General features: G+C 51.6%; 18 protein-coding genes. All 18 read right to left on the bottom strand.

The window, feature by feature from the left end; all coding sequences use genetic code 11:
- Positions 1-37: 37 nt before the first annotated feature.
- The 18 genes from ACFOLF_RS30165 to clpP all read right to left on the bottom strand — a co-directional run bounded on the left by ACFOLF_RS30165 (position 38) and on the right by clpP (position 23,752).
- Positions 38-2,698, bottom strand: coding sequence for a valine--tRNA ligase (locus ACFOLF_RS30165; RefSeq protein ID WP_210045642.1), 2,661 nt, complete (start codon positions 2,696-2,698; stop codon positions 38-40).
- A 544-nt stretch (positions 2,699-3,242) separates the two neighbouring features.
- Positions 3,243-4,820: a LysM peptidoglycan-binding domain-containing protein gene (locus tag ACFOLF_RS30160; RefSeq protein ID WP_210045641.1), complete on the bottom strand. Its 1,578-nt coding sequence runs from the start codon at positions 4,818-4,820 to the stop codon at positions 3,243-3,245.
- A gap of 85 nt (positions 4,821-4,905) precedes the next feature.
- Positions 4,906-5,898 (bottom strand): RluA family pseudouridine synthase, encoded by a 993-nt coding sequence (locus ACFOLF_RS30155; protein WP_210045640.1) that lies wholly within the window; start codon positions 5,896-5,898, stop codon positions 4,906-4,908.
- 14 nt (positions 5,899-5,912) lie between these two features.
- Positions 5,913-7,214 (bottom strand): glutamate-1-semialdehyde 2,1-aminomutase, encoded by a 1,302-nt coding sequence (hemL, locus tag ACFOLF_RS30150; RefSeq protein WP_210045639.1) that lies wholly within the window; start codon positions 7,212-7,214, stop codon positions 5,913-5,915.
- Positions 7,215-7,278: 64 nt separating this feature from the next.
- Positions 7,279-8,271: a porphobilinogen synthase gene (hemB, locus tag ACFOLF_RS30145; protein WP_210045638.1), complete on the bottom strand. Its 993-nt coding sequence runs from the start codon at positions 8,269-8,271 to the stop codon at positions 7,279-7,281.
- Between the two features lie 90 nt (positions 8,272-8,361).
- A complete protein-coding gene (cobA, locus tag ACFOLF_RS30140; protein WP_210045637.1) occupies positions 8,362-9,924 on the bottom strand; it encodes a uroporphyrinogen-III C-methyltransferase in 1,563 nt (520 codons plus the stop codon).
- A gap of 5 nt (positions 9,925-9,929) precedes the next feature.
- A complete protein-coding gene (gene hemC / locus ACFOLF_RS30135; protein ID WP_210045636.1) occupies positions 9,930-10,898 on the bottom strand; it encodes a hydroxymethylbilane synthase in 969 nt (322 codons plus the stop codon).
- Positions 10,895-11,575, bottom strand: coding sequence for a precorrin-2 dehydrogenase/sirohydrochlorin ferrochelatase family protein (locus ACFOLF_RS30130; protein ID WP_210045635.1), 681 nt, complete (start codon positions 11,573-11,575; stop codon positions 10,895-10,897). Before ACFOLF_RS30130 ends, hemC begins: the two co-directional genes overlap by 4 nt.
- Positions 11,576-11,618: 43 nt before the next feature.
- On the bottom strand, positions 11,619-12,437 hold the full coding sequence (locus ACFOLF_RS30125) for a cytochrome C assembly family protein (RefSeq protein WP_210045634.1): 819 nt from the start codon (positions 12,435-12,437) through the stop codon (positions 11,619-11,621).
- Positions 12,438-12,537: 100 nt separating this feature from the next.
- A complete protein-coding gene (hemA, locus tag ACFOLF_RS30120; RefSeq protein ID WP_210045633.1) occupies positions 12,538-13,947 on the bottom strand; it encodes a glutamyl-tRNA reductase in 1,410 nt (469 codons plus the stop codon).
- A gap of 177 nt (positions 13,948-14,124) precedes the next feature.
- Positions 14,125-14,523 (bottom strand): adenosylmethionine decarboxylase, encoded by a 399-nt coding sequence (speD, locus tag ACFOLF_RS30115; protein ID WP_210045632.1) that lies wholly within the window; start codon positions 14,521-14,523, stop codon positions 14,125-14,127.
- A 322-nt stretch (positions 14,524-14,845) separates the two neighbouring features.
- Positions 14,846-15,436, bottom strand: a complete 591-nt coding sequence (locus ACFOLF_RS30110) for a non-ribosomal peptide synthetase module (protein WP_210045631.1) — start codon at positions 15,434-15,436, stop codon at positions 14,846-14,848.
- 166 nt (positions 15,437-15,602) lie between these two features.
- Positions 15,603-16,247, bottom strand: a complete 645-nt coding sequence (yihA, locus tag ACFOLF_RS30105; protein ID WP_210045630.1) for a ribosome biogenesis GTP-binding protein YihA/YsxC — start codon at positions 16,245-16,247, stop codon at positions 15,603-15,605.
- Between the two features lie 18 nt (positions 16,248-16,265).
- Positions 16,266-18,608 (bottom strand): endopeptidase La, encoded by a 2,343-nt coding sequence (gene lon / locus ACFOLF_RS30100; RefSeq protein ID WP_210045629.1) that lies wholly within the window; start codon positions 18,606-18,608, stop codon positions 16,266-16,268.
- Between the two features lie 86 nt (positions 18,609-18,694).
- Positions 18,695-20,401: an ATP-dependent protease LonB gene (gene lonB, locus ACFOLF_RS30095; RefSeq protein ID WP_210045628.1), complete on the bottom strand. Its 1,707-nt coding sequence runs from the start codon at positions 20,399-20,401 to the stop codon at positions 18,695-18,697.
- Positions 20,402-20,653: 252 nt separating this feature from the next.
- Positions 20,654-21,769, bottom strand: coding sequence for a flavodoxin-dependent (E)-4-hydroxy-3-methylbut-2-enyl-diphosphate synthase (gene ispG, locus ACFOLF_RS30090; RefSeq protein WP_210045627.1), 1,116 nt, complete (start codon positions 21,767-21,769; stop codon positions 20,654-20,656).
- Between the two features lie 106 nt (positions 21,770-21,875).
- A complete protein-coding gene (gene clpX / locus ACFOLF_RS30085) occupies positions 21,876-23,132 on the bottom strand; it encodes an ATP-dependent protease ATP-binding subunit ClpX (RefSeq protein WP_210045626.1) in 1,257 nt (418 codons plus the stop codon).
- 23 nt (positions 23,133-23,155) lie between these two features.
- The gene (clpP, locus tag ACFOLF_RS30080; RefSeq protein WP_210045625.1) at positions 23,156-23,752 is read right to left on the bottom strand and encodes an ATP-dependent Clp endopeptidase proteolytic subunit ClpP; all 597 of its coding nucleotides are present in this window, start codon (positions 23,750-23,752) and stop codon (positions 23,156-23,158) included.
- Positions 23,753-23,892: the final 140 nt, after the last annotated feature.

Below are 23,892 nucleotides of genomic sequence, written 5' to 3'. Positions count from 1 at the left end.
AATTGCTCGCAGGCTGCTATAGCGGCGTTAACGATCGTTATCCGCGCAGCTCCGCGAGTCTTGCTTTCACTTTTTCCCGTTTATCCGCATAATCGGCCATTTTGGCCCGTTCTTCATCAATGACCTTGGCAGGCGCTTTGGCTACGAAGCCTTCATTGCCCAGTTTCTTCTCGACCCTTTCAACTTCGCCAGTCAAATTCTGAATTTCCTTCTCCAAACGTACAATCTCCTGGTCGATATCAATCAGCCCGGCCAGCGGCAAATACAGCTCCGCTCCAGTAATAACCGCCGTCATTGCTTTATCTGGCGCCTCCTGGGAAAGACTGATTTCAAGCAAGGATGTCCCGCAGAAACGACTGACGAATTCTTCGTTGCGGCTGAGAATGCCCGCTTCCGCTTCACCGGATGGCTTGATGAGCAGCTCGACTTTCTTGCTCATTGGCACATTGACCTCTGCGCGAATATTGCGGACCGATCGGATAATCTCCATCAGAAGCTCCATCTCGCGAACGGCTCCAGGCGCTTCCAGCGCCGAATCATATGTCGGCCAGGCAGCCAGCGTGATCGTCTCGCCTTCATGGGGCAGATGCTGCCATATCTCTTCACTGATGAAAGGCATGAACGGATGAATCAGCCGCTGCGTCCGGTCGAGCACGTATGCAAGAACAGACTGCGTGGCCCGCTTCGCTTCCGGATCGCTGCCGTACAGGTTCAGCTTCGCAAACTCAATGTACCAATCGCATAAGTCGTCCCAGATGAAATTCGTCAGCAATCTTCCGGTTTCACCGAACTCATAGCTATCTATAAGACGTGTAACATCGCGTGAGGTTTCATTTAACCGGTGCAGAATCCAGCGATCTGCTGTTCCGAGCTTCCCGCTGATATCGATATCTGAAGCCGTTACCCCTTCCAGATTCATCAGCGCAAAACGGGACGCGTTCCAGATCTTGTTCGCGAAATTACGCGCCTGTTCCACTCTCTCCCAGCGAAAACGCAAATCCTGACCAGGCGTACTGCTCGTCGAGATCATGAAGCGCATCGCGTCAGCGCCGTATTTTTCGATCACTTCGAGCGGATCGACGCCGTTGCCCTTGGATTTGGACATCTTGCTGCCATTCTCATCGCGAACAAGACCATGCATCAGAACATCCTTGAACGGTTTCTGGTCCGTGAATTCCAATGCGGTAAAGATCATGCGGGCGACCCAGAAATAAATAATATCATAACCGGTCACCAGCACGTCGGTTGGATAGAAACGCTTCAGATCCTCGGTCTGCTCCGGCCAGCCAAGCGTCGAGAACGGCCATAACGCCGAGCTGAACCAGGTGTCCAGGACATCCTCATCCTGCCGCAGCGAGGAGCCCCCGCATTTGTCGCAAACTTTAATATCTTCTCTTGCTACAAGCAGTTCTCCGCAATCCTCACAATACCACGCCGGTATGCGGTGCCCCCACCACAATTGGCGGGATATGCACCAGTCACGGACATTTTCGATCCACTGCAGATAAATTTTCTCAAACCGGTCAGGAACAAAACGGACACCGCTGCCCGCACGCTGAGCCTCAATCGCCGCCTTTGCAAGGGGTTTCATCGAAACGAACCATTGCGTGGACAAATAAGGCTCGATAACGGCGCCGCTGCGCTCGCTGTGTCCTACCTGATGGACATGATCCTCAATTTTTATGCAGACGCCCTGAGCCTGAAGATCAGCCACAATGCGCTTGCGGCATTCCGAACGGTCCATTCCCTTGTAGGGGCCTGCCTCGTCGTTCATCACGCCGCTCTCATCCATGACAACAATTTGCGGGAGCTGGTGGCGCAGGCCGACCTCAAAGTCATTCGGATCATGGGCAGGCGTTATTTTGACCGCGCCGGAACCAAAATCCTTCTCTACATAATCATCAGCGATAATCGGGATTTCCCTGCCGATAATCGGCAGAACGATCACCTGCCCAATCAAATGCTTGTAGCGGTCATCCTCGGGATGAACAGCAACAGCGGTATCGCCAAGCATCGTCTCCGGACGGGTTGTAGCAACGGTCAGGAAGCCGCCCTTATCCTTCAGCGGATATTGCAAATGGTAGAGATGCCCGTTCACTTCTTTATATTCAACCTCAATATCCGAAAGCGCTGTGCGCGCGACGGGATCCCAGTTGATGATCTTTTTGCCCCGGTAGATCAGCTTCTTCTCATACAGTCTTACGAATACCTCGCGCACAGCTCGTGAAAGTCCTTCATCAAGCGTAAAGCGTTCGCGCGAATAATCCAGCGAGAAGCCCATTTTGCCCCACTGCTCATGAATGGTCTGTGCGTATAATTCCTTCCACTCCCAGACCTTCTCCAGAAACTTCTCGCGCCCGAGATCGTATCGGGACACACCCTCCTCGCGCAGCTTCTGCTCCACTTTGGTTTGTGTCGCAATCCCGGCATGGTCGCTGCCCGGCAGCCAGAGCGCGTCAAAGCCCTGCATCCGTTTCGTGCGGATCATAATGTCCTGGAGTGTAAAATCCAGTGCATGCCCAATATGCAGCATCCCCGTTACATTGGGCGGCGGGATAACAATGGTATACGTCGGAGCATCAGGACGCTTGCCAGCTTCAAAATATTTTCCCTGCATCCAATATTCGTACCATTTGGCTTCTGAGGCCTTCGGATCATACGTCGTCGGCATCTCTGTCGTCATTTGTTTTTCAGACATGGCTACTTACCTCCATTATGTTTGCAAACCGGAACTTGAGTAACGGCTTGAAGGCCGCTGCTCCGGTTGTGAATATGAACATGGTTAAACATTGTAAATGGAAATGAAAGGAGCAATTATTTTCCAAATAAAAATAAACCTTCCGCCCCTTTATTGCAAAGGACGAAAGGTTATGCTTCCGCGGTACCACCTTTGTTTCGACCAGCGGTTTCCCCCTGATGCGACACCTCGAACAGATAACGGCTGCGACCGGCTGGAACTAACGGACGAATCCGCTCATCCAAGCAACTCAGGGGCGACCAGTTGCAGCAAACATCCTGCAGAACCTCACAGCCATCCGGTTCCGCTCTCTGAAGGCATTGATGCCACTCTTCCCCTTCAATGTTATTATTACTTAAAAGTATTGCCTTATTTTTTCTATCATACACGTTATGATTTGCACTCGTCAATCCTAAAGCGGGATACGGGCGGCCCATTATGGCCGTTCACAGCAAAAAATCCCTCTGGAGCGGATTGCCGCTGCAAAGGGATTCATGGTTTGAAGCTATGGAATATATAAAACCTGGCCTTCATTGATGCTGTGGTCGGACAAACGGTTATAGAGAGCGATTTCGCGGGGCTGCATTTGATAGCGGCTCGCTATCGTCTCCAGAGTTTCTTCGCGCTGTACGATACACATGCGCAATCTGCGGAACGATTGATCGTCCGCGCTTCTTCCGAAGAACAGATTCTTCCATTCGATCTCATCGCCGTTTGGCTGACTTGCCGCTTCCGCCGCCTTTTGCGCATCCTGCTTCGCAACCGCTCTTGCTTCCTGCTCCCTCAGGCTGGACTGCAAAAGAGAACGAAAACCGACATTGCCTGCTGGCTGTCCGGACGCTTCATCAGAAGGCTTGATCCCCAAAGCAACGCGCATTTCCTTGGGAGCAGGCTCAGGTTCTGCCGCGACGGGATCAATCTGGATTGGCTGAGCGCCCAATGGGCTGTCCGCTGCAAAAACAGACGGGTCAGGAGGCTGCTCTTCGGCTGCCGGGTGGAATGTTGAAAACTGCTGGTCGGTACGCTGTGATTCCCGATTAGAACCCTCAGGCTCTTCCGCTTCCAGCTCGGAGAGATTAAGTATTTCCTCTTCCTCTTCAAGCTGCTGCTGTCTGAGCGCCTCTAGCCTGTAGGCTTCCCATTCGGCAGCTTCGCGGCGGGCGTCTTCCCGCTCTTCTTCAAGAGCCCTCTCCCGTTCTTCCTCCTCCAGCTGGGCAGCGCGCAGTGCAGCCGCTTCCCGCTCGGCATCCGCTTGACGCAGCTTCTGGAAGGCTAATGCATCCCGCTGCTCGGCTTCCAGTCGGCGCTGTTCCCTGCCGGCTTCCTCTGTTTCACGCTGAAGCTGTTCCCGCAGAGCCGCTTCGCGGTTCGCGGCCTCCCGCTCGGCGATCTCGCGGTTTGCCGGTTCCCTGAATCCTTGCGTAACAGGAGCTGCCCAGCCGTCGAAGCCAGCTGGCGGCTCCTGCACCCGCGGTGGCGAAGGCTGTGATGCGGGAGCTGCCCAGCCGTCGAAACCAGCTGGCGGCTCCTGCACTCCCGGTGGCGAAGGCTGTGATACGGGAGCGCCCCAGCCGTCGAAACCAGCTGGCGGCTCCTGCACCCGCGGTGGCGAAGGCTGTGATACGGGAGCGCCCCATGAAGGCAGCTGTTCTTCATCTTCCCTTTTATGAACGACGGTAAAAGGTTCCTCACGCCATTCTTCCTGCTCCTGCTTCTGCTCGATTTCAATGCCAAGCAGGGACAATACGCCTGTTACATTGAGCGTTCTGGCGGATAGCAGATCGACATCGAAGTTATCAATTTCCACCGCGATGTCATCGAGTCTGTTAATGCGGTTCATAGGAAGCGTGATTTCCACTGGAATCATATGCTCCAGCGCTTGATCTCCCTCAAGCCCGTCAGGCGCCCGATATACTCCTGACAGCAGCAGATGCCCCTTTAGCAGCACTTGTTCACCCTGCTGAACAATCTGGATACGGGGAACAAGCTCGATCTCTTCGAGCTCGTCTATTGCAGCCACATCATCCGGCAAATGAACACGTTCGTAAACGTCAAAGCGTAAACCGCTCGATGGATTGGACACGCTAGTCGTCCTCCTTTCCCCTCTCATAGCTTGGTTATAGCTATCTTCCCTATTTATCTATATGGCGAGGGGTAGGCGGGCATGACTACATTTTCAATGGAGTACCCAATTGATTGACGACATTCCGGAACCAAGGGGGCTCCGGTGAGCGAACGGTGATTGTGCAATGGGAAAAAGGATGCTGAAATACCAGTTCCTCGCCCCGCAGCGCCTGATGGGGAAGAAGCCGGCTGCTGCCGCCATACAGAACATCGCCGATAAGCGGATGACCGATATGGCTTAGATGGACACGGATTTGATGCGTACGTCCTGTTTCCAGCGTCAGGCGTACCCAGGTGGCCTCCTTGAAGGTCTCCAGTACCTCATAATGCGTGACAGCCTCATCGCCTGCAGGCGAAACGCGCCTGCGGGCCTTATGATGGCGGTCCTTCCCGATTGGTGCAGCTATTGTACCGCGTTGATTTCCCATGCAGCCCTGGACAAGCGCAGCATACTGGCGTCCAATCTGTTTAATCCGCATGGACTCATCCAGACGCAGCTGGGCGAGGTCATTTTTGGCATACAGCACAGGTCCCGATGTATCATCATCCAGGCGATGGATATGCTTGACCGGCATGGGGTCGCCTGCTCTTAGACAATGACAGGCAGCGGCCTCGTCCAGCGTGCCTCGCTGACCGGGAGCCGAAGCATGGACCGGCATTCCGGCTGGTTTGTCCATTACAAGACACCAGTCATCCTCAAACAGGACAGCGGCTTCCCCATGAGTCTTCACGATGAGCTGTTTTTGGGCAAGGCGGTAAAGTGGATCGGCTTCAACATTTGCCGGTACAAAGGCATGCAATCGGACAACATCGCCTTCCAGCTGAATGCCGCCAACCGAAAACAGCCGGTTCACCCATTTGTCCGGAAAGAAAGCAAGAGCCAGCAGCCACTGCCGCACAGCATGCGGATGGCTCCCGGCCTTCAATACAGGAATATTCAATTGCTTTTCTTCAGACCATTCAGCCAGAACGGGAACCGGCAGCTCCAGCCACTCCCCGCTTCGTCTGATGCTCCTGCCTTGCGTCCATTCATCCATTAGCCCCATCGCTCCTATAAACGCCGCAGCGCTTCATCATGAGCATCAATCGTGGCATCAATGGCATTCTCATCATGGATGGCAGAAACAAACATGCCTTCGAACTGGGAAGGCGCAACGCTGACTCCCAAATCCAGCATCGCTCCAAAATAAGCCTTAAACCGTTCCGAATCAGCGGTTTTAGCCGTGTCATAGTCGATGATGTGCTTGTCGGTGAAAAATGGGCACAACATGGATCCAACACGATTAATCGTACAAGCGATTCCATGTTTGAGCGCATTGGATTCAAAACCATCCTGCAATCTGACCGACATCCGTTCCATATGCTCATATCTCTCCGGCGTGAGCAGGCTAAGTGTCGTATATCCCGCCGCCATCGCGAGCGGGTTGCCCGACAATGTGCCGGCTTGATAGATTGGGCCGCTCGGGGCCATCAGCTCCATCAACTCGCGTCTGCCGCCATAAGCGCCAACCGGAAGCCCGCCGCCGATCACTTTTCCCAGGCAGGTCAAATCCGGAGTGATGCCGTACAAGCCCTGCGCGCAATGATAGTGGACGCGGAATCCGGTCATGACCTCATCAAAAATAAGCAGGCTCCCATACTGCTCCGTCACCTCGCGCAGCCCTTCAAGGAAACCCGGCAGAGGAGGAACCACCCCCATATTGCCGGCGATCGGTTCAACAATGATGCAGGCAATTTGCTCGCCAAACTTCTCGAAAGCGAGCCTTACCGAATCCAGATCATTATAGGGTACTGTAATGGTTTGGGAAGCCACGCTTTCCGGCACGCCAGGACTGTCAGGCAGACCCAGCGTGGCGACACCGGAGCCTGCTTTGATCAGAAGGCTGTCGGCATGACCATGATAAGAGCCTTCGAATTTTAAAATTTTGCTCCGCTTCGTGTAGCCTCTTGCCAGACGCAGAGCGCTCATGGTCGCCTCTGTGCCGGAATTCACCATACGCACCACTTCAACTGATGGAACGCGCTCGCATACCAGCTCCGCCATTCTGGTTTCCAGCTCGGTTGGCGCACCGAAGCTGGTCCCCTTCTCAGCCGTCCGCTTGATGGCCTCTATGACTTCCGGATGGGCGTGACCCATGATCAGCGGCCCCCAGGAGCCTACATAGTCGATATAGCTGTTCCCGTCAATATCAAAGACGCGATAGCCTTCACCGCGTTCCATATAGACCGGCGTAAGCCCAACGGACCGAAAAGCCCTGACCGGCGAATTTACACCTCCGGGAATGACAACCTTCGCTTGTTCAAAAGCCGCCTTGGAACGCTCATCCCTGCGAAACCGATTATTTTCGCTCAAATTCGACACACCACCTGTTATTTGTTCGCAATCCTATCATTTTCACGATAGAGTATGATTGCGTCTATTCTTTGAGCCAGCGTGCAGCATCCAGGGCATGATAGGTAATGATCAGATCCGCTCCGGCCCGCTTCATACCGGTTAATGTCTCAAGCACAATCGCCTTCTCGTCGATCCAGCCGTTGAGAGCTGCGGCCTTAACCATGGAATATTCCGCACTTACATTGTAAGCCACAACCGGCAAATCAAAATGATCCTTCAGCTGGCGGAGAATATCCAGATAGGCAAGCGCAGGCTTCACCATCAGCATATCCGCACCTTCGATAACATCGGATTCCGCTTCTCGCAGCGCCTCGCGCCCATTTGCCGGATCCATCTGATAGGTTTTGCGGTCCCCGAACTGCGGAGTTGAATGAGCCGCTTCACGAAAAGGCCCGTAATAGGCCGAGGCATATTTCACAGAGTAGGACATGATGGGAATCATTTCGAAACCGGCTTCGTCCAGCCCGTCCCGAATGGCACTCACAAATCCGTCCATCATATTGGATGGAGCGATGATATCGGCTCCGGCTTGAGCCTGGGAAACAGCCGTTTTCACCAAAAGCTCGAGCGAAGCATCATTATCCACTTCAGCTGCGCCAGTCGACTGATTATGCAGGATGCAGCCGCAGTGACCGTGATCTGTAAATTGACACAGGCAGGTGTCTGCCACAACGACCAGATGAGGTGCTCGGGATTTGACGCTGCGTATGGCCTGCTGGACAATTCCATCCGGCTCATAGGCGGATGAGCCGACAGCGTCCTTATGTTCGGGAACGCCAAACAGGAGAATGGACTGTATGCCGGAAGCTACAACGGCATCGATTTCCAGTTGAAGCTGATCCAGTGATAAATGGTAAACACCAGGCATGGAAGGAATTTCCTCTTTAATATTTTGACCGTACGTAACAAAAATCGGATAAATAAAATCATTCACTGTCAGCTGCGTCTCGCGGACCATATTGCGCAGTCCCGCAGAACGGCGCAAACGGCGATGTCTCGTAATCGGAAAAGTCATAATAATACCTCCTTAGGCGTTTATGGCAAAGTTCTTCATTTCATGGTTTGGCGAGCCGCCAACAAGACTCGGTGTCCCCCGGCTTCAAGCTTACTCGCCAGGAACCCGTTTGGCTAAGCGCGATGCCGCGATAGCCTCGATGAGACCGTCAATTGTCGCATCCTCCGGCTGAATGGTCACGACCAGTCCCGATTCCGCGGCTGTCTTGGCCGTAAGCGGTCCGATGCAGGCAATATCCGCACTCTGAAGCAGATCTACCGGATTGTCCACTCCCATGCGCTGCATAACCGTTATTAAATTCGTTACCGTTGATGAGCTGGCAAAAGTAATGACATCCACCTTGCGTTTGATCAGCAGCTGCAAAACATCTTCATCCTGGTCATCTTCAATTACAGTTTCGTAGACATCAATTTCCACAGTTACGAGCCCGCGCAAGGCAAGCTCCCGCGGAAGCACTTCCCTGGCCAGATCGCCGCGCGGCAGAAGCACCCGCTGACCTGGCAGCAAGCCCTCATGCAAGCTGTCCAGCAAGCCCTCTGCCTGAAATTTTACAGGAAGCGACTCTACGATCAGACCGCGTTTCTCCAAAGCTTCTGCTGTTTTGGGCCCGACGGCGGCAATTCGGGCCTGATGGAATTGCCGGATATCTATACCCAATCTTTTCAGCCAGCTAAAAAAATACTCGACCCCGTTCACGCTTGTGAACATCAGCCAGTCGTATCGCTCTTCGGCAAGCAGCGCCGATTCTACCTCCCGCACCGCGGCAGCAGAACTCTGCTCACGCGTCTGAATGACCGGAAATTCGCAGGGCTCCCCGCCCAATTCCTCAATACGGTCCGCCAGGTCGCTGCTTTGCGCTCTCGCTCTTGTCACCAGCACCCTTGTTCCAAACAAGGGCTTGCGTTCATACCACTGAAGCTTGTCCCGCTGCCGGACAACATCACCTACGACAATAACCGCAGGAGGCTTGAAATCTGCTGCTCTCACAACAGCTTCTATCGTTTCCAAAGTTCCGGTGATGGTCTGCTGTTCGACCCGGGTGCCCCATCGGATCAGCGCCACAGGAGTCTCAGGAGGCTTGCCGTGCTTCATGAGTTGGTCGGCAATATAGCCGATCTTGGCAACTCCCATAAGAAAAATAAGTGTGCCTGTCGCATTCGTCACTTTATCCCAATAAATCGACTGGTCAAGCTTATCAGGGCTTTCATGCCCCGTTATAATAGATAAGGATGAAGCCAGATCCCGGTGTGTAACAGGGATTCCCGCATAGGCAGGTACGGCAATCGCCGATGTAATGCCGGGAATGATTTCGAACTCAACGCCATTTTGCTGCAGCAGCTCCGCTTCTTCCCCGACACGACCGAAGATCGTGGGGTCTCCGCCTTTGAGTCTGGTGACAATCTTCCCTTCAAGCGCCAGATCGACAAGAAGCTGATTGATATCCTCCTGCTTCATCGTATGACGGTCGGGAAGCTTTCCCACATATACTTTCTTTGTGCCTGCCTTAAGATATTTCAGCAAACGGGGGCTGGCTAACCGGTCGTACACCACGACATCACATGCCTGCAAACATTCCATGCCCCGGATTGTAATCAGCTTCGGATCTCCGGGACCTGCTCCTACGAGAAAAACCTTCCCTGTCGCCTTCTCCATGCCGTTCATCCCCCATATTCGGCCAAAATACGGTCTGCACCTCTCTCTATGAGCGCATCCGCGACTTCCTTGCCCAGCTTCTCGGGATCACTCCCATGAATGGTTTCTTTCAGCAGTATCGCGCCATCCGGTGAACCGACAATACCTGTAAGCGCAAGAACAGGAGTCTGCTGCGCTTCCTGCTGATCGATAATCGTCGCATAGGCTCCGATCGGAATTTGACAGCCCCCGTTCAGTGCGCCAAGAAAGCTGCGCTCTGCACGTACGGCTAATGACGTCATAGGGTCATTAAATAAATCGAGCAGATCACGAACTTCCTTGTCATCCTCGCGGCACTCAATGCCAAGCGCCCCCTGACCCACTGCGGGAACAGACAGCTCTGCAGGCACGTAAGAGGATACCCTGTCCTCCCAGCCCATTCTCTTGATCCCCGCAGCCGCCAGAACGATGGCATCGAAGCCTTCTGTCTCGAGCTTGCGGATTCGTGAATCAATATTGCCTCTGATTGATTCAATTTGCAGATCGGGACGGGCGTGCTTAAGCTGGCAGGATCGTCTTAAACTGCTGGTGCCGACCTTTGCTCCATGTGGAAGCTGCTCCAGCGAGAAATTGTTTTTGCTGATCAGACAATCCCTTGGATCGACCCGCTTGGGCGTGGCGCCATTGATAAGCCCCTCAGGCAGCTCGAAGGGCATATCCTTCATGCTGTGAACGGCAATATCAATCTCCCCGTCGAACAAGGCTTGTTCAATTTCTTTCACAAACAAACCTTTTCCACCCACCTTGGACAGCGTGACATCCAGAATGCGGTCGCCTTTCGTAATAATTTTGCGCACCTCAAAAGAATAATCCAATTGATGCAGAGCGCATAATGATTGCAGCTGATCGATTACCTGGCCCGTTTGGGTCAAAGCCAGCGCGCTTTGCCGTGTTCCGACCACAATAGTCCGCTTTCCGTCAATGATATATGTCATCCCTCATGCTCCTTCTCCGCTATATCCTGAAGCCGGTTCAACCAGCTTCCGATCTCTTCCTCCGTAGAACCAGAGCGTTCTGCCGCAGATGATTCTCCTCTCGAATAAGCAAGTATCTCCTGCGCCGCAAGCTTTAAAATGGCATGCCTTCGTTTCTCATCAGGCTCCTTCTCAAGAGTTTGTTTACGCAAAAGGCCCAGTTTCGGAAGTGCAGTTCCCAGCTCTTTCCCATAGTTCATTTCCAGCTCCCGCTTGATGCGGGCTATCAGGGAGGGGCTCGCCCCTCCGCTCGTCACAGCCAGCAGCAGATCGCCTCTGCGGACGACCGCAGGAGTAATAAATGCCCCTTCTTCGGCTTTGTCCGCCACATTGCACAATACCCCGCTGCCCGCTGCAGACAAGGAGATGGAATGATTGACAGCCCGATTGCCGGTAGCTGCGAATACAAGAAAAGCATCGGCTAAATCCTCTTCCTTGTATTCCCTCCGCTTATGCCGGATAGACCTCAACTCTGCCAATCGTTGAAGCTCCTCAGTAAGCAGGGGGCTCACGACCACAAGCCTGTCCGCTCCGGCTTCCAGCAGTCCCAGCACCTTGCGCTCCGCGACAGCTCCCCCTCCGATTACAACGCAGAGCTTCTCTTTGAGATTCACCATCATTGGATAAAAATCAGCCAAAATTGTTCAACCTACTTTCCTTAGCGTATACGGCTTAAGGAATCTATGACCAGCCGTGAAAAGAAGAGGCCTTATTCATTAACAGATTAAGCAGCAGAACGCCAAAGCTGATCAAATTAAAGCGGGCGCTGTTCCAGACTGTCCCGTTGAACCATCGATGCCTCAATATGTTGGCAATATAGAGTGCCAATGCAACGAAGGATGTAAGCACCTTGGGATCAAGCAGCAGAGTATATCTGCCCTCCGTCAAAATCGATGTAACCGCAACCGCCAAAGACAATGTAAGCAGCGGCGTACCGATTAACGACGCCCTGAACATGAAGCGGTCCATAACATCCAAACTGGGCAGCCGCTGAACGCTCTTGGTCCACCTCTTTCCTTTCAATCTGCCATGCAGGAACAAATACATACCTGAGAAAATAGCGCTTATCGTAAGCGCGGCGAAGGCACAGATCATCAGGCTGACATGAACCACCAGCAGTTCTCTAGCGAGCTCCCAAGGGGCCAGCGATGCTCCTGAGCCGATACCGAACAAATTAAGCGTCAGTACCGCGAAGCCGATTACATTCGCGAAGAAAACAATAAATTCAATCCGGAAAAATTGACTGATAACGAGCGATATCGTCACCAGCAGCCAGGAGAACAGCAATAAATATTCAAACAGGCTCATAAAGGTCATATCCAGATGCGAAGCAATCCGCTGAACCAGAAATACCGCCTGCAGCACCCAAACGAAAGTAAGTAGCCCTGTTCCCACTCGTTTCGCCCTCCGGTTCCGGTCAACGAAATCCGAGAAGTAAAACAGCAGGCTCAGGGCATAGATATAAAGCATTGCATCATATAACCAATTTTGTGTAACCATGGGCGCCTCCACAAGTACGGCTTGAGATCGCCGGATAAGGAAATGGCGGCTATTCGCCGCCTGTCAAGTTCACTTGAATCCCAATCGCTCGATATAAAAATTAAGTGGTCGCAGCAGCGATTGTACGTGAGGCTGTCTGCGCTCCAGGATTTTTTCCGAGTGACGAGATATGAGCGCCCTCTGATGAAGAGACAGCCTCACGGTGTTTGGTGGATCTGCGTTCCTCAAGCTTGGCCTCTGCGATTTCCTCTTCCAATGCGAATAATTTCACAAACAAATCCATCGCATCATCAGCATGCTTCTCGGAAGCCATCTCTTTAATACGGACAATCGGATCGTGCATCATTTGGTTCACTATGCTTTTCGTCAGCTTGCGGATAATTTTCTTCTCGCGTTCGCCCAGGTCAGGGAGCTTGTTGGTCAGGCTCTCCATGGTCTCTTCGTGAATAACCGCTGCTTTGTCCTGCAGAGCGCGAATGAGCGGCGCAACGCCTAGCGTCTTGTACCACTGGCGGTATACATCCAATTCCTCAGCTATGAAGGTCTCAATCTTGGCTGCTTCTGTACGGCGCTGCTCCAGATTGCTCTCTACAATGCCTTCCAGATCATCGATATCATACAAAAACACATTTTCAACTGCTGCGATTGCAGGATCCAGATCACGCGGCACAGCAATATCAATCATAAAAAGGGGACGCGCCTTGCGTGATTTGATGGCGGCCGCCACCTGTGCCCTCGACAGGACATAACCGTTGGATCCTGTTGAACTGATGACAATATCCGTCTCATGAAGACGATGAATCGCATCCGTCAAGGATAGGGGAATCCCGTTAAACTTGTCCGCAAGCTCTACAGCACGATCATACGTCCGGTTCACGACAAAAACTCTGCTGACTCCATTAGCATACAAATGCTTGGCAGTCAGTTCGCTCATCTTGCCAGCACCGATAATCATGACTGTCTTGCCGCTGAATTGTCCGAAAATTCGTTTGCCCAATTCAACAGCCGCATAACTGACCGAGACGGCCGCCTCTCCGATTGATGTCTCGGAATGCGCCTTTTTGGCCAGTGTCACCGCTTGTTTGAACAGCATGTTAAACATCGTGCCCGTCGTCTTCTGCTGCTGGGCAAGCAGAAAAGCACTCTTCACCTGACCCAGAATTTGAGTTTCCCCAATCACCATGGAATCAAGTCCGCATGTGACTCGGAACAAATGCTCAATCGCACGTTCATCTTCATACATATATAGATCGTTCGTAAATTGTTGTCTCGGCATGTCAAACCATTGTTCCATAAAATGACGGATGTAATGACCGCATAAATGCGGACGATCGACTACAGCATACAATTCAGTACGATTGCAGGTCGCAACAATGACACATTCCATGACGCTGTTCGTCTGCTGTAATTGTTTAAGGGCCTCCGGAAGGTCCTCGTCTGTAAAAGTAAATTTTTCTCTGACTTCGACTGGAGCCGTACGGTAATTAAGGCCAACAACCAATATGTGCATGCGCGTTCACCTGCCTTTCTTTACAGTTATTATCGTCTTAATCATCAATTATTATAGCATAGTTCGACAACCTGTACTCCTGCAATTATGAAAATTGTTTGAATGCATCATGATTAAAAACCGCATTAAAAATGACCACGAAAGCTCCGTGGTCATTGATCAAGTCATATGAAAATGTTACACAAGCTCGACTTGCTTCAAATCCGGTTCTACAACCTTCAATTCGCCCATTCCACGAATCAATTTCTTGGCATGAGTCGTTGTTGGTTTCAAAACAGACAGCATGTAGTCGATCGCAAGCTGCGGATCCACTGTTTCTCCGCACGTATAACAGTCGAGAGCAGCAAAACCTTTCTCAGGATACGTGTGAATGGAGAGATGACTTTCAGACAGCAGTACAAGAACGGTTGCGCCTTGTGGCTCAAATTGTTTTCCTTGCACAGAGAGTACGGTAGCGCCGCAGCTTTCAGCAGCCTCCACCATTTGGGCTTGTAAAAATTCCGCGTTGTTGAGCAGGTCAAAATCCACACCCCATGTGTCAACAGCAACGTGTCTTCCGAAAGTTGAGTATTCCATCTTTCGGTTCCCCCTTCCTAGGAATAAAATGTTTGAAAACTTTCATCCGCTAGGACCTACGTCATTCACTGCCCGAGGGAAAAATCTCTCGCAACATTACCATGTCCTGAGTGAATCCTGGTTCCTAATATTCTTTTCAACGAGAATAAAAATAACATCTATCGCTGATAAATGCAATAGTTTTTTTAAATTCTTTATATGAAGTTTTATCCTCAGTCCCATGACTGCAGCATTAGCGCCAGAGCCCCGAGCCGCATAGTGGCCGCAAAAAATAAAAGCCGCCAAGGCGGCGGCTTTCAATCATGCATATAATGTCAAGTGATTATGCTTCCAAAACGAACAAATGACGGGTATGGTGCTTTAATTGCTCGTCGATTCCGGCAATCTGATCCCGGTCTGTGCATTGGTTGCGTAAATCGAGCAGTTCATTGATGGTGTGGTGGATGATTTTGATCTCACGTTCGATTTCTGTGCTGCGGAACCGTTCCTCAAGTTGGCCAACGGTATTCTTATACTCAAAAACAACACGCAATTCTCCACCGGCATTCTCTACAATCTTGCGTACAGCGCCCATTTCATAATAATAAACCATCGTATAAGAAGGATAAATCCGATTGACAATGGCATTCCCGCGAAAAACGGAAACTGCTTTGCGCATAGCATTTGTTAATTTTGGTTTAACCAACCGGCAGGAAAGTTCACAAATGTAATGATCTTCTTGACGTTCAAAAATTAAGCGGACTTCTTCATGTCCTGCTTGGTCTTCGAGAATCATTTCGTGATTGCCGTTATCGAGCACCATGACCTGCTGCTGCACATGATGATCTTCAAAGAAACGAACAAATCCCGCCATCTCATCAGCCGTTAGTTGCAGAGAAGCTTTGACATATTCCGTGGCTATCCGCTGAGCCATAAAAATCTCCTCAATTCTATAAACATGCCCTTTGTAAACCTTTGCTTAAATATATTATACTTCATCATTGCCGTTTATTCCTGCCGGTTGTTCTTGAAATTCACTCAAATTCCAGAAGAATCACGAAGAATCACTCATGAACGTATCATATTATGCACTTTGCTCGTTATTCGGATGCTTCATCGCGGACTTCCTGCTCTTCCTGCTGTTCATCCTCTTCCCGCGCTTCCGCGATCCGCTCCACAATAATGCTCCAGACCTCGTCGCGTCCAAGCCCCGTCTCGCTAGAAAACAGCACCATTGCATCACTGGGGACGGTCCCCAATGTGTTCTTAATCATTTTAATATGTTTGTCCCACTTGCTGCGCGGAATTTTATCCGCTTTGGTGACTATGATACAGACCGGAATATCATAAAACTTCAACCAATCGTACATCATTTTATCGTCTTTGGACGGTTCATGACGAACATCGATGATGAGCATGACCATTTTGAGCGGTTCGCGGTTCTGCAGAAATCTCTCGATCATTTTGCCCCACTGCTCGCGCTGCGTCTTGGACACTTTGGCATACCCGTATCCGGGGAAATCGACGAAGTAAAGTCTGTCTTCGATACGGTAATAATTAAGCTGCTGGGTTTTGCCGGGCTGAGAGCTCGTGCGGGCCAGGTTCTTGCGTTGGATCAATTTATTGATCAATGATGATTTCCCGACATTCGAACGCCCTGCCAGAGCAAACTCCGGCAAGGCGTCCTCAGGATATTGGGAAGGCTCTACAGCGCTAATCACAAATTCGGCTTTGTTGACATTCATTCTTGAATAACCTGCTTTCTAATGCGTCTGAATAGGCAGCTGCGTAAGGGCGTGCTGCAGCACCTCATCCATATGGCTGACCGGAATAAAATCCAGATCGTTTCTTATGCTCTCCGGAATATCGCGCAGATCACGCTCGTTTTCTTTGGGGAGCAGCACCTTTTTGATCCCTGCGCGATGCGCTGCCAAGGATTTTTCTTTCAATCCTCCGATTGGCAGTACACGGCCTCTCAGCGTAATCTCTCCGGTCATGGCCACTTCCTTGGACACATGACGGCCGGTTAACGCGGAGATGAGCGCCGTTGCCATCGTAATGCCGGCAGAAGGGCCATCTTTGGGAATCGCTCCCTCCGGGATATGGATATGAATATCGTTCTTCTCATGGAAATCCGGATCAATGTTCAGCTCCTTGGCTTTGGAACGCGTAAAACTAAAAGCAGCCTGAGCCGATTCCTTCATGACATCGCCAAGCTGACCGGTCAAGGTCAGTTTTCCGCTTCCGGGCAATACCGTAACTTCAATGACCAGCGTGTCGCCGCCGACTTCCGTCCAGGCAAGTCCGGTAACTGCCCCAATCTGATCCTCGATCTCAGCCATACCGTAGCGGAATTTGGAGGGCCCGAGCCACTCCTTCACTTTGGCCGTATCCACTTGAATAGGGGTGCGCTCCGGATCGGACACGATCGCTTTGGCTGCCTTACGGCATATTGCCGCGACCTGCTGCTCCAGATTACGAACCCCGGATTCTCTTGTATACTCTCGGATGACCTGCATCATTGCGATATCGTCGAGCAGAAGCTGCTCCTCCTGAAGGCCATGCTCCCGCTTCTGCTTAGGCAGTAGATAACGCTCGGCAATCTGCAGCTTCTCCAGCTCCGTATAACCGGGAATAAAGAGCATTTCCATACGATCCAATAAGGGGCGCGGAATATTGTGCACAGCGTTTGCCGTTGTCACGAACATCACATTCGATAAGTCAAACGGCACCTCAATAAAATGGTCGCTGAATGTGTTGTTCTGCTCCGGATCAAGCACCTCCAACAGTGCCGATGCCGGGTCTCCGCGAAAATCCATCGCCATTTTGTCGATCTCATCGAGCAGGAATACCGGATTGCGCGTTCCCGCTGTCTTCATGCCCTGTACAATCCGCCCAGGCATGGCTCCGACGTACGTACGGCGATGGCCGCGGATCTCCGCTTCATCCCGCACGCCGCCAAGCGAGATACGTACAAATTGGCGTCCGAGCGACTTGGCGATGGAACGTGCCAGTGATGTTTTACCTACCCCTGGCGGCCCCACCAGACACAGAATCGGCCCTTTCAGCTTTTTCACAAGCTGCTGCACGGCCAAGTATTCCAGAACCCGTTCCTTCGGCTTCTCCAAGCCGTAATGATCCTCATTGAGAATTTGTTCGGCTTTGGATACATCAAGATCATCTTCTGTTTTCTTATTCCAGGGAAGCGAAAGTAGCCAATCGATATAATTGCGGATAACACCGCCCTCAGCAGAAGAAGCCGGCATTTTCTCCAAACGGTCGATTTCCTTCTCGACCTTCTCTTTAACTTTATCCGGAAGCTCGGCCTCTGTCATAAGCGTCCGAAGCTCTTCCACTTCTCCGGCGCGGCCTTCCTTCTCCCCTAGCTCCTTCTGGATAGCCTTCATTTGCTCACGCAAATAATATTCCTTTTGCGTCTTTTCCATCTGTTTTTTGACGCGCTGGCTTATTTTCCGTTCAAGCTCCAGCACTTCGCGCTCATTATTCAAAATATCGAGCAGCTTCTCAAGCCGGTCACGGACATCAATGGTTTCCAGAATGTCCTGTTTGTCTTTAATCTTGAGAGTCAAGTGGCTCGTTATGACATCGGCAAGCCGGCCTGGCTCATCAATATCAGAAACGGCCGCGAGCGTCTCAGGAGTGACCTTCTTCGATAAATTGATATAATGCTCGAACTGGTTCAATACCGTTCTCATGAGCGCATCGATTTCAGGATCGCTGGACTCCGCTTCCGGCATTTCCTTGACGGTAACTTCGTAAAAATCATCATTGGGCAAATAATCCACAATCTCCGCCCTGTTGACACCCTCCACCAATACACGTATCGTGCCGTTCGGCAGCTTGAGCATCTGTCTGACGCGCGCTATCGTGCCGACGCGGTAAATATCCTCTTGTGTAGGCTCTTCAATATTTACCTCTGACTGTGAACACAGCAGGATCATATGATCGTCAAGCATGGCACGGTCCAATGCGCGTACCGATTTCTCTCTGCCGACATCAAGATGAAGCACCATGCTGGGGTATACAAGCAGCCCTCTGAGTGGAAGCAGAGGCAGCCTTCGGCCTTTCCATTTTGCAGGTCCCATACCAGCACCTCCGTTCTTGAAGCAATTTCAACCCTTTTGTCTAACGGAAAAATAAGGCTCTTACTTGAGTGCCTATCCCTATTTTATCACTCAACGGAATCAGCCTGCAAATAGGGAAGGCTCGGTGCGATAAAAACATCACTTGCAGCAGTCGGCTGATGCGCCGGAATAAGCTTATCCATATCGCGGAATACATGCCTGAACACCTCGTCGATATGACCGACCGGGATGATCTGCAGCCCTTGCAGATCCGCAAAAATCGCCTGCCAGTTCTCACGCGGGATGATAACTGTATCCGCGCCTGCCTGGAACGCTGCCTCCACCTTGGCGAGCACACCGCCCACCGGCTTCACATCTCCATGGATGCCAACTTCCCCGGTCATGGCAAGTTTATTGTCAATGGGCTCGCTCTTGATTGCGGAAGCAATGGCGGTTGCCATAGCAATTCCGGCTGAAGGACCGTCGATCGGTGTTCCACCGGGGAAATTAATATGCAAATCAAAGTTTTCAGGCTTAAACCCGATTCTTCGCAGCACTGTCAGAACATTCTCGACCGAGCCTTTTGCCATGCTTTTCCTCCGTATTGTCCTGCTGCTTCCGCCGCCGAGCTCTTCCTCTTCCACAACGCCTGTAATAGTGTAGCTGCCTTTGCCGGCCCTGGCTGGAATCGCGCTGACTTCAATCTCCAGCATCGTTCCCATATTCGGTCCATAGACGGCAAGACCATTGACGAAACCGATCTGCGGGAGCGCAGGGACTTTGCGGTCGGGTCTCGGCGGAATCTGGCTGCTGTTGACCACCCATTCGACATCCGCAGCTGTGATCCCCTCACGCGATTCAGACAAGGCAAGGCCGGCGGCAAGCTGAATCACATTGACCGCTTCACGGCCGTTGGTGGCATAGCGGGTAACCACATCAATCGCATCTTGCGAAGGCGGCAGGCCGATTTTTTTCAGGGCATTAACCGAGATTTGGGCAATTTCGGCAGGCAGCAGCGGACGGAAATAGATCTCCATGCACCTGGAACGCAGTGCTGGCGGAAGCTCCTGCGGTGACCTCGTGGTAGCCCCCACCAGTCTGAAATCCGCCGGAAGCCCATTTTGAAAAATATCATGAATATACATGGGCACTGAAGTATCCTCGGAATTGTAATAAGCGCTCTCCAGATACACTTTACGGTCCTCCAGCACTTTAAGCAGCTTGTTCATCTGTATGGGATGCAGCTCACCGATTTCATCGATGAACAGCATGCCGCCGTGGGCTTTGGTTACTGCACCCGGCTTCGGCTGCGGAATCCCGGCCACACCCATGGCACCAGCCCCCTGATAAATCGGATCATGTACAGAGCCGATCAGCGGATCCGCGATCCCGCGTTCGTCGAAGCGGGCGGTGGTGGCGTCAATCTCCGTAAACTTGGCATCCGGCAGAAATGGAGAGGTTGGATTCTTCTTGGCTTCCTCCAGAACGACACGGGCTGCCGCAGTCTTTCCTACCCCAGGGGGTCCATAAATGATCACATGCTGGGGATTGGCGCTGCACAGAGCCGCTTTGAGGGCTCTCAAGCCGTCGCGCTGACCGACAATATCGTTAATGGTCTGGGGGCGCGTTTTTTCGGACAATGGCTTGGTAAGCGATACCGAGCGAAGCTTGCGGAGCTTATCCATTTCCTTGCGGGACTCCTTGTCAACAGCGGTGCGGTTGGTCTTCTGACTGCGTAATAAATTCCAAAAGTACAGTCCGATCACGATCGCAAAAAATACTTGAATCAGCATCAGAATCAAATTTAAACTCATAGCGATTAATACTCCTCTCAAACCGCTGGGCAAATGGTCCGTTCTGCATGCTTGCGGCAGCGAAAACTGCATGCAGGCAGGCTTGGGCCATTCCTGGCGGTGAAGTAAGTGTTATCCCTTTTGGATATAGCAGCAGCGTGCGGTCTGCTATTAAAAAAAATCCGGCATATCGGGACTCATACCTGTCAGTATTGCCCCCAGCCGGATGGAATAATCGCTATTTGATTCTAAAGTTTGAATCGTTTGCTGCTTTTACGCATGCGGTACAGAATGAGCCTTGCGTCCGGGAATCTCCCCCGTTGCTTCATAGACGCGGACGATTTCATCGATTTCTTTCTTCAGTTCAGCCAGAAGATCAGCTTCAGGCACCTTGCGGATCATCTCCCCGTACCGGAACAGCATGCCTTCTCCCCGTGCTCCGGCAATGCCGATATCTGCTTCTCTGGCTTCGCCCGGCCCGTTAACCGCACAGCCCAGAACGGAGACCTTAATGGGGACTTTGATTTTACTGATGTACTCTTCAACTTCGTTGGCGATGGTGAACAAATCAATATCCAGCCGCCCGCAGGTCGGACAGGAAACGAGCGTCGCCGCGTTGGTGATCAGACCGAAGGACTTCAAAAGCTCCCGCGCTACCTTGACCTCTTCCACCGGATCTGCGCTCAGGCTGATCCGTACGGTGTTCCCGATTCCCATCGCAAGCAGCGCGCCAATCCCCGCAGAGCTCTTAATGGTGCCCGTATGCAGCGTTCCTGCTTCGGTAATGCCCAGGTGAAGAGGATAGCGAATCTGCTCGGCCGCCATCCGGTAAGCGGCTATAGCCATCGGCACATCGGATGCTTTGAGAGAAACGATAATGTCATGAAAATCAAGTTCTTCCAAAATGCCGATATGAAAAAGGGCGCTTTCCACCATTGCTTCGGGAGTCGGATAGCCGTATTTCTCAAGCAGGTGGTTCTCAAGCGAACCCGCGTTGACGCCGATTCGTATCGGAATACCCCGCTCCTTGCACGCCTTCACAACAGCTTCAACCTTCTCGCGGCGGCCGATATTGCCCGGATTGATCCGCACCTTATCCACGCCGTTCTCAATGGCAGCCAGTGCCAGACGGTAATCAAAATGTATATCCGCAACGAGCGGTATATGAATGCGCTTTTTGATTTCTTTGATGGCTTCCGCCGCTTCTTTATTGTTAACCGTGACACGGACAGCCTGACAGCCGGCTTCCTCCAGACGAAGAATTTCGGCGACGGTCGCTTCCACATCCGCCGTCTTGGTCGTGCACATGCTCTGGATGATTACTTCGTCGCTTCCCCCAATGGTGAGCGGACCTAACTTAACCGGTATGGTATCTCTACGTGTATACATATCAGGCAACGTCTCCCTCCCGTTAACGTCAAAGTCCACCCCTGTCAAAACGACCTGCAAGGCCGCTTGGACAGAGGTGGATACTTTAGAGCGTTCTTTAATTGAATCAGGCGCTTTCTTCCTTCTTCTTGCTTTTCTTGGAGGATAATTCAGGCATAACCCGATCCTGAACCACTTTCTCGGTAATGATGCAGTTATTCACATCATCGCGGGAAGGAACCTCATACATCACATCCAGCATCAAGCCTTCGATGATCGCACGCAAGCCGCGGGCGCCCGTATTGCGTTTGATCGCTTCTTTGGCAATCGCATCCAATGCGGCAGGCTCAAAATCCAGCTTGACGTTATCCATTTCAAGCAGCTTCTGATACTGTTTCACAAGCGCATTCTTAGGCTCGGAAAGAATACGAACGAGCGCAGGCTCATCAAGCGGCTCCAAGGTGGAAATAACCGGCAGACGGCCTACAAACTCCGGAATCAAACCAAATTTGAGCAGATCCTCCGGAAGCACCATGGACAGGTACTCGCCTGCTTTCAAATCCTTCTGGCTGTCTCCGGCAGCGTTGAAGCCGATGACCTTCTTGCCGATCCGGCGCTTGATAAGCTGCTCCAGACCGTCGAACGCGCCGCCGCAGATGAACAGAATATTCGTGGTGTCGATTTGGATGAACTCCTGATGCGGATGCTTGCGCCCGCCCTGAGGCGGAACCGATGCAACCGTACCTTCGAGAATTTTGAGAAGCGCCTGTTGAACACCTTCGCCCGATACATCACGGGTAATGGAAGGATTCTCCGACTTGCGAGCTACTTTGTCAATTTCATCGATGTAGATGATGCCGCGTTCCGCTTTCTCCACATCATAATCAGCCGCTTGAATCAACTTCAGCAAAATATTCTCGACGTCTTCGCCTACATAACCGGCTTCCGTCAGCGAGGTAGCATCAGCGATGGCAAACGGAACATTCAAGATTTTGGCCATCGTCTGTGCGAGCAGCGTTTTACCGGAGCCTGTTGGGCCTACCAGCAAAATATTGCTTTTTTGCAGTTCAACGTCCTCAAGCTTATTTTGCGAGTTGACACGCTTGTAATGGTTGTATACGGCAACAGACAGCGACTTCTTCGCCTGCTCCTGGCCGATTACATATTGGTCAAGGATGTTGCGGATATCTTTTGGTTTCGGAATGTCTTTCAGATCAAGCTCTTCTTCATGACCGAGCTCTTCCTCCACGATCTCCGTACAAAGCTCGATGCATTCATCGCATATATACACGCCAGGACCGGCGACAAGTTTACGCACCTGATCTTGAGATTTGCCGCAGAAAGAACATTTCAGCTGGCCCTTCTCCTCATTGAATTTAAACATGGGATCACCCCTTCTTCGATTTGTTACAGGTTGCTTATATTGCTTGATGAGACGACCTTGTCGATCAAGCCGTAATTGAGCGCTTCTTCCGCACTCATGAAATAGTCACGGTCCGTATCGCGGTCAACTTTCTCATAAGGCTGTCCGGTGCGGTCAACATAAATCTGATTGAGCTTTTGCTTGGTTTTCAAAATCCAGTCCGCGTGAATCTTGATATCGGATGCCTGGCCGCGAACGCCGCCCAGCGGCTGATGGATCATGACTTCGCTGTTGGGAAGCGAGAAACGCTTGCCCTTGGCTCCAGCCGTCAGCAGCAGCGAACCCATGCTGGCTGCAAGTCCCACACAAATCGTCGAGACATCCGGCTTGATGAATTGCATCGTATCGTAAATCCCCATCCCTGCGGTTACCGAACCGCCTGGCGAGTTAATGTACAGATGGATATCCTTCTCAGGATCGTCAGCAGCCAGAAACAGCAGCTGTGCGATGATCGAGTTTGCCACATCATCGTCGATCGCACTTCCTAGAAAAATGATCCGATCCTTCAAAAGACGAGAGTAAATATCGTAAGATCTTTCTCCCCGATTCGTTTGTTCAACGACTATAGGTACCAGATTCATGCGACCAACCTTCTTTCTCTTATCGACTTTTAATACCGTATTTATTTTAACATGTTACGCAGGCAATGTCATTTTTTACGAATACTACATTATACGATACTGGCAAACCATTATGTACGGGACAGGTATCCCATTTGTAA

The organism is Paenibacillus sepulcri (assembly GCF_042647105.1).
In the GTDB taxonomy this organism is placed as follows: Bacteria; Bacillota; Bacilli; order Paenibacillales; family Paenibacillaceae; genus Paenibacillus_Z; species Paenibacillus_Z sepulcri.
This window is presented reverse-complemented; position numbering and strand designations above follow the sequence as displayed.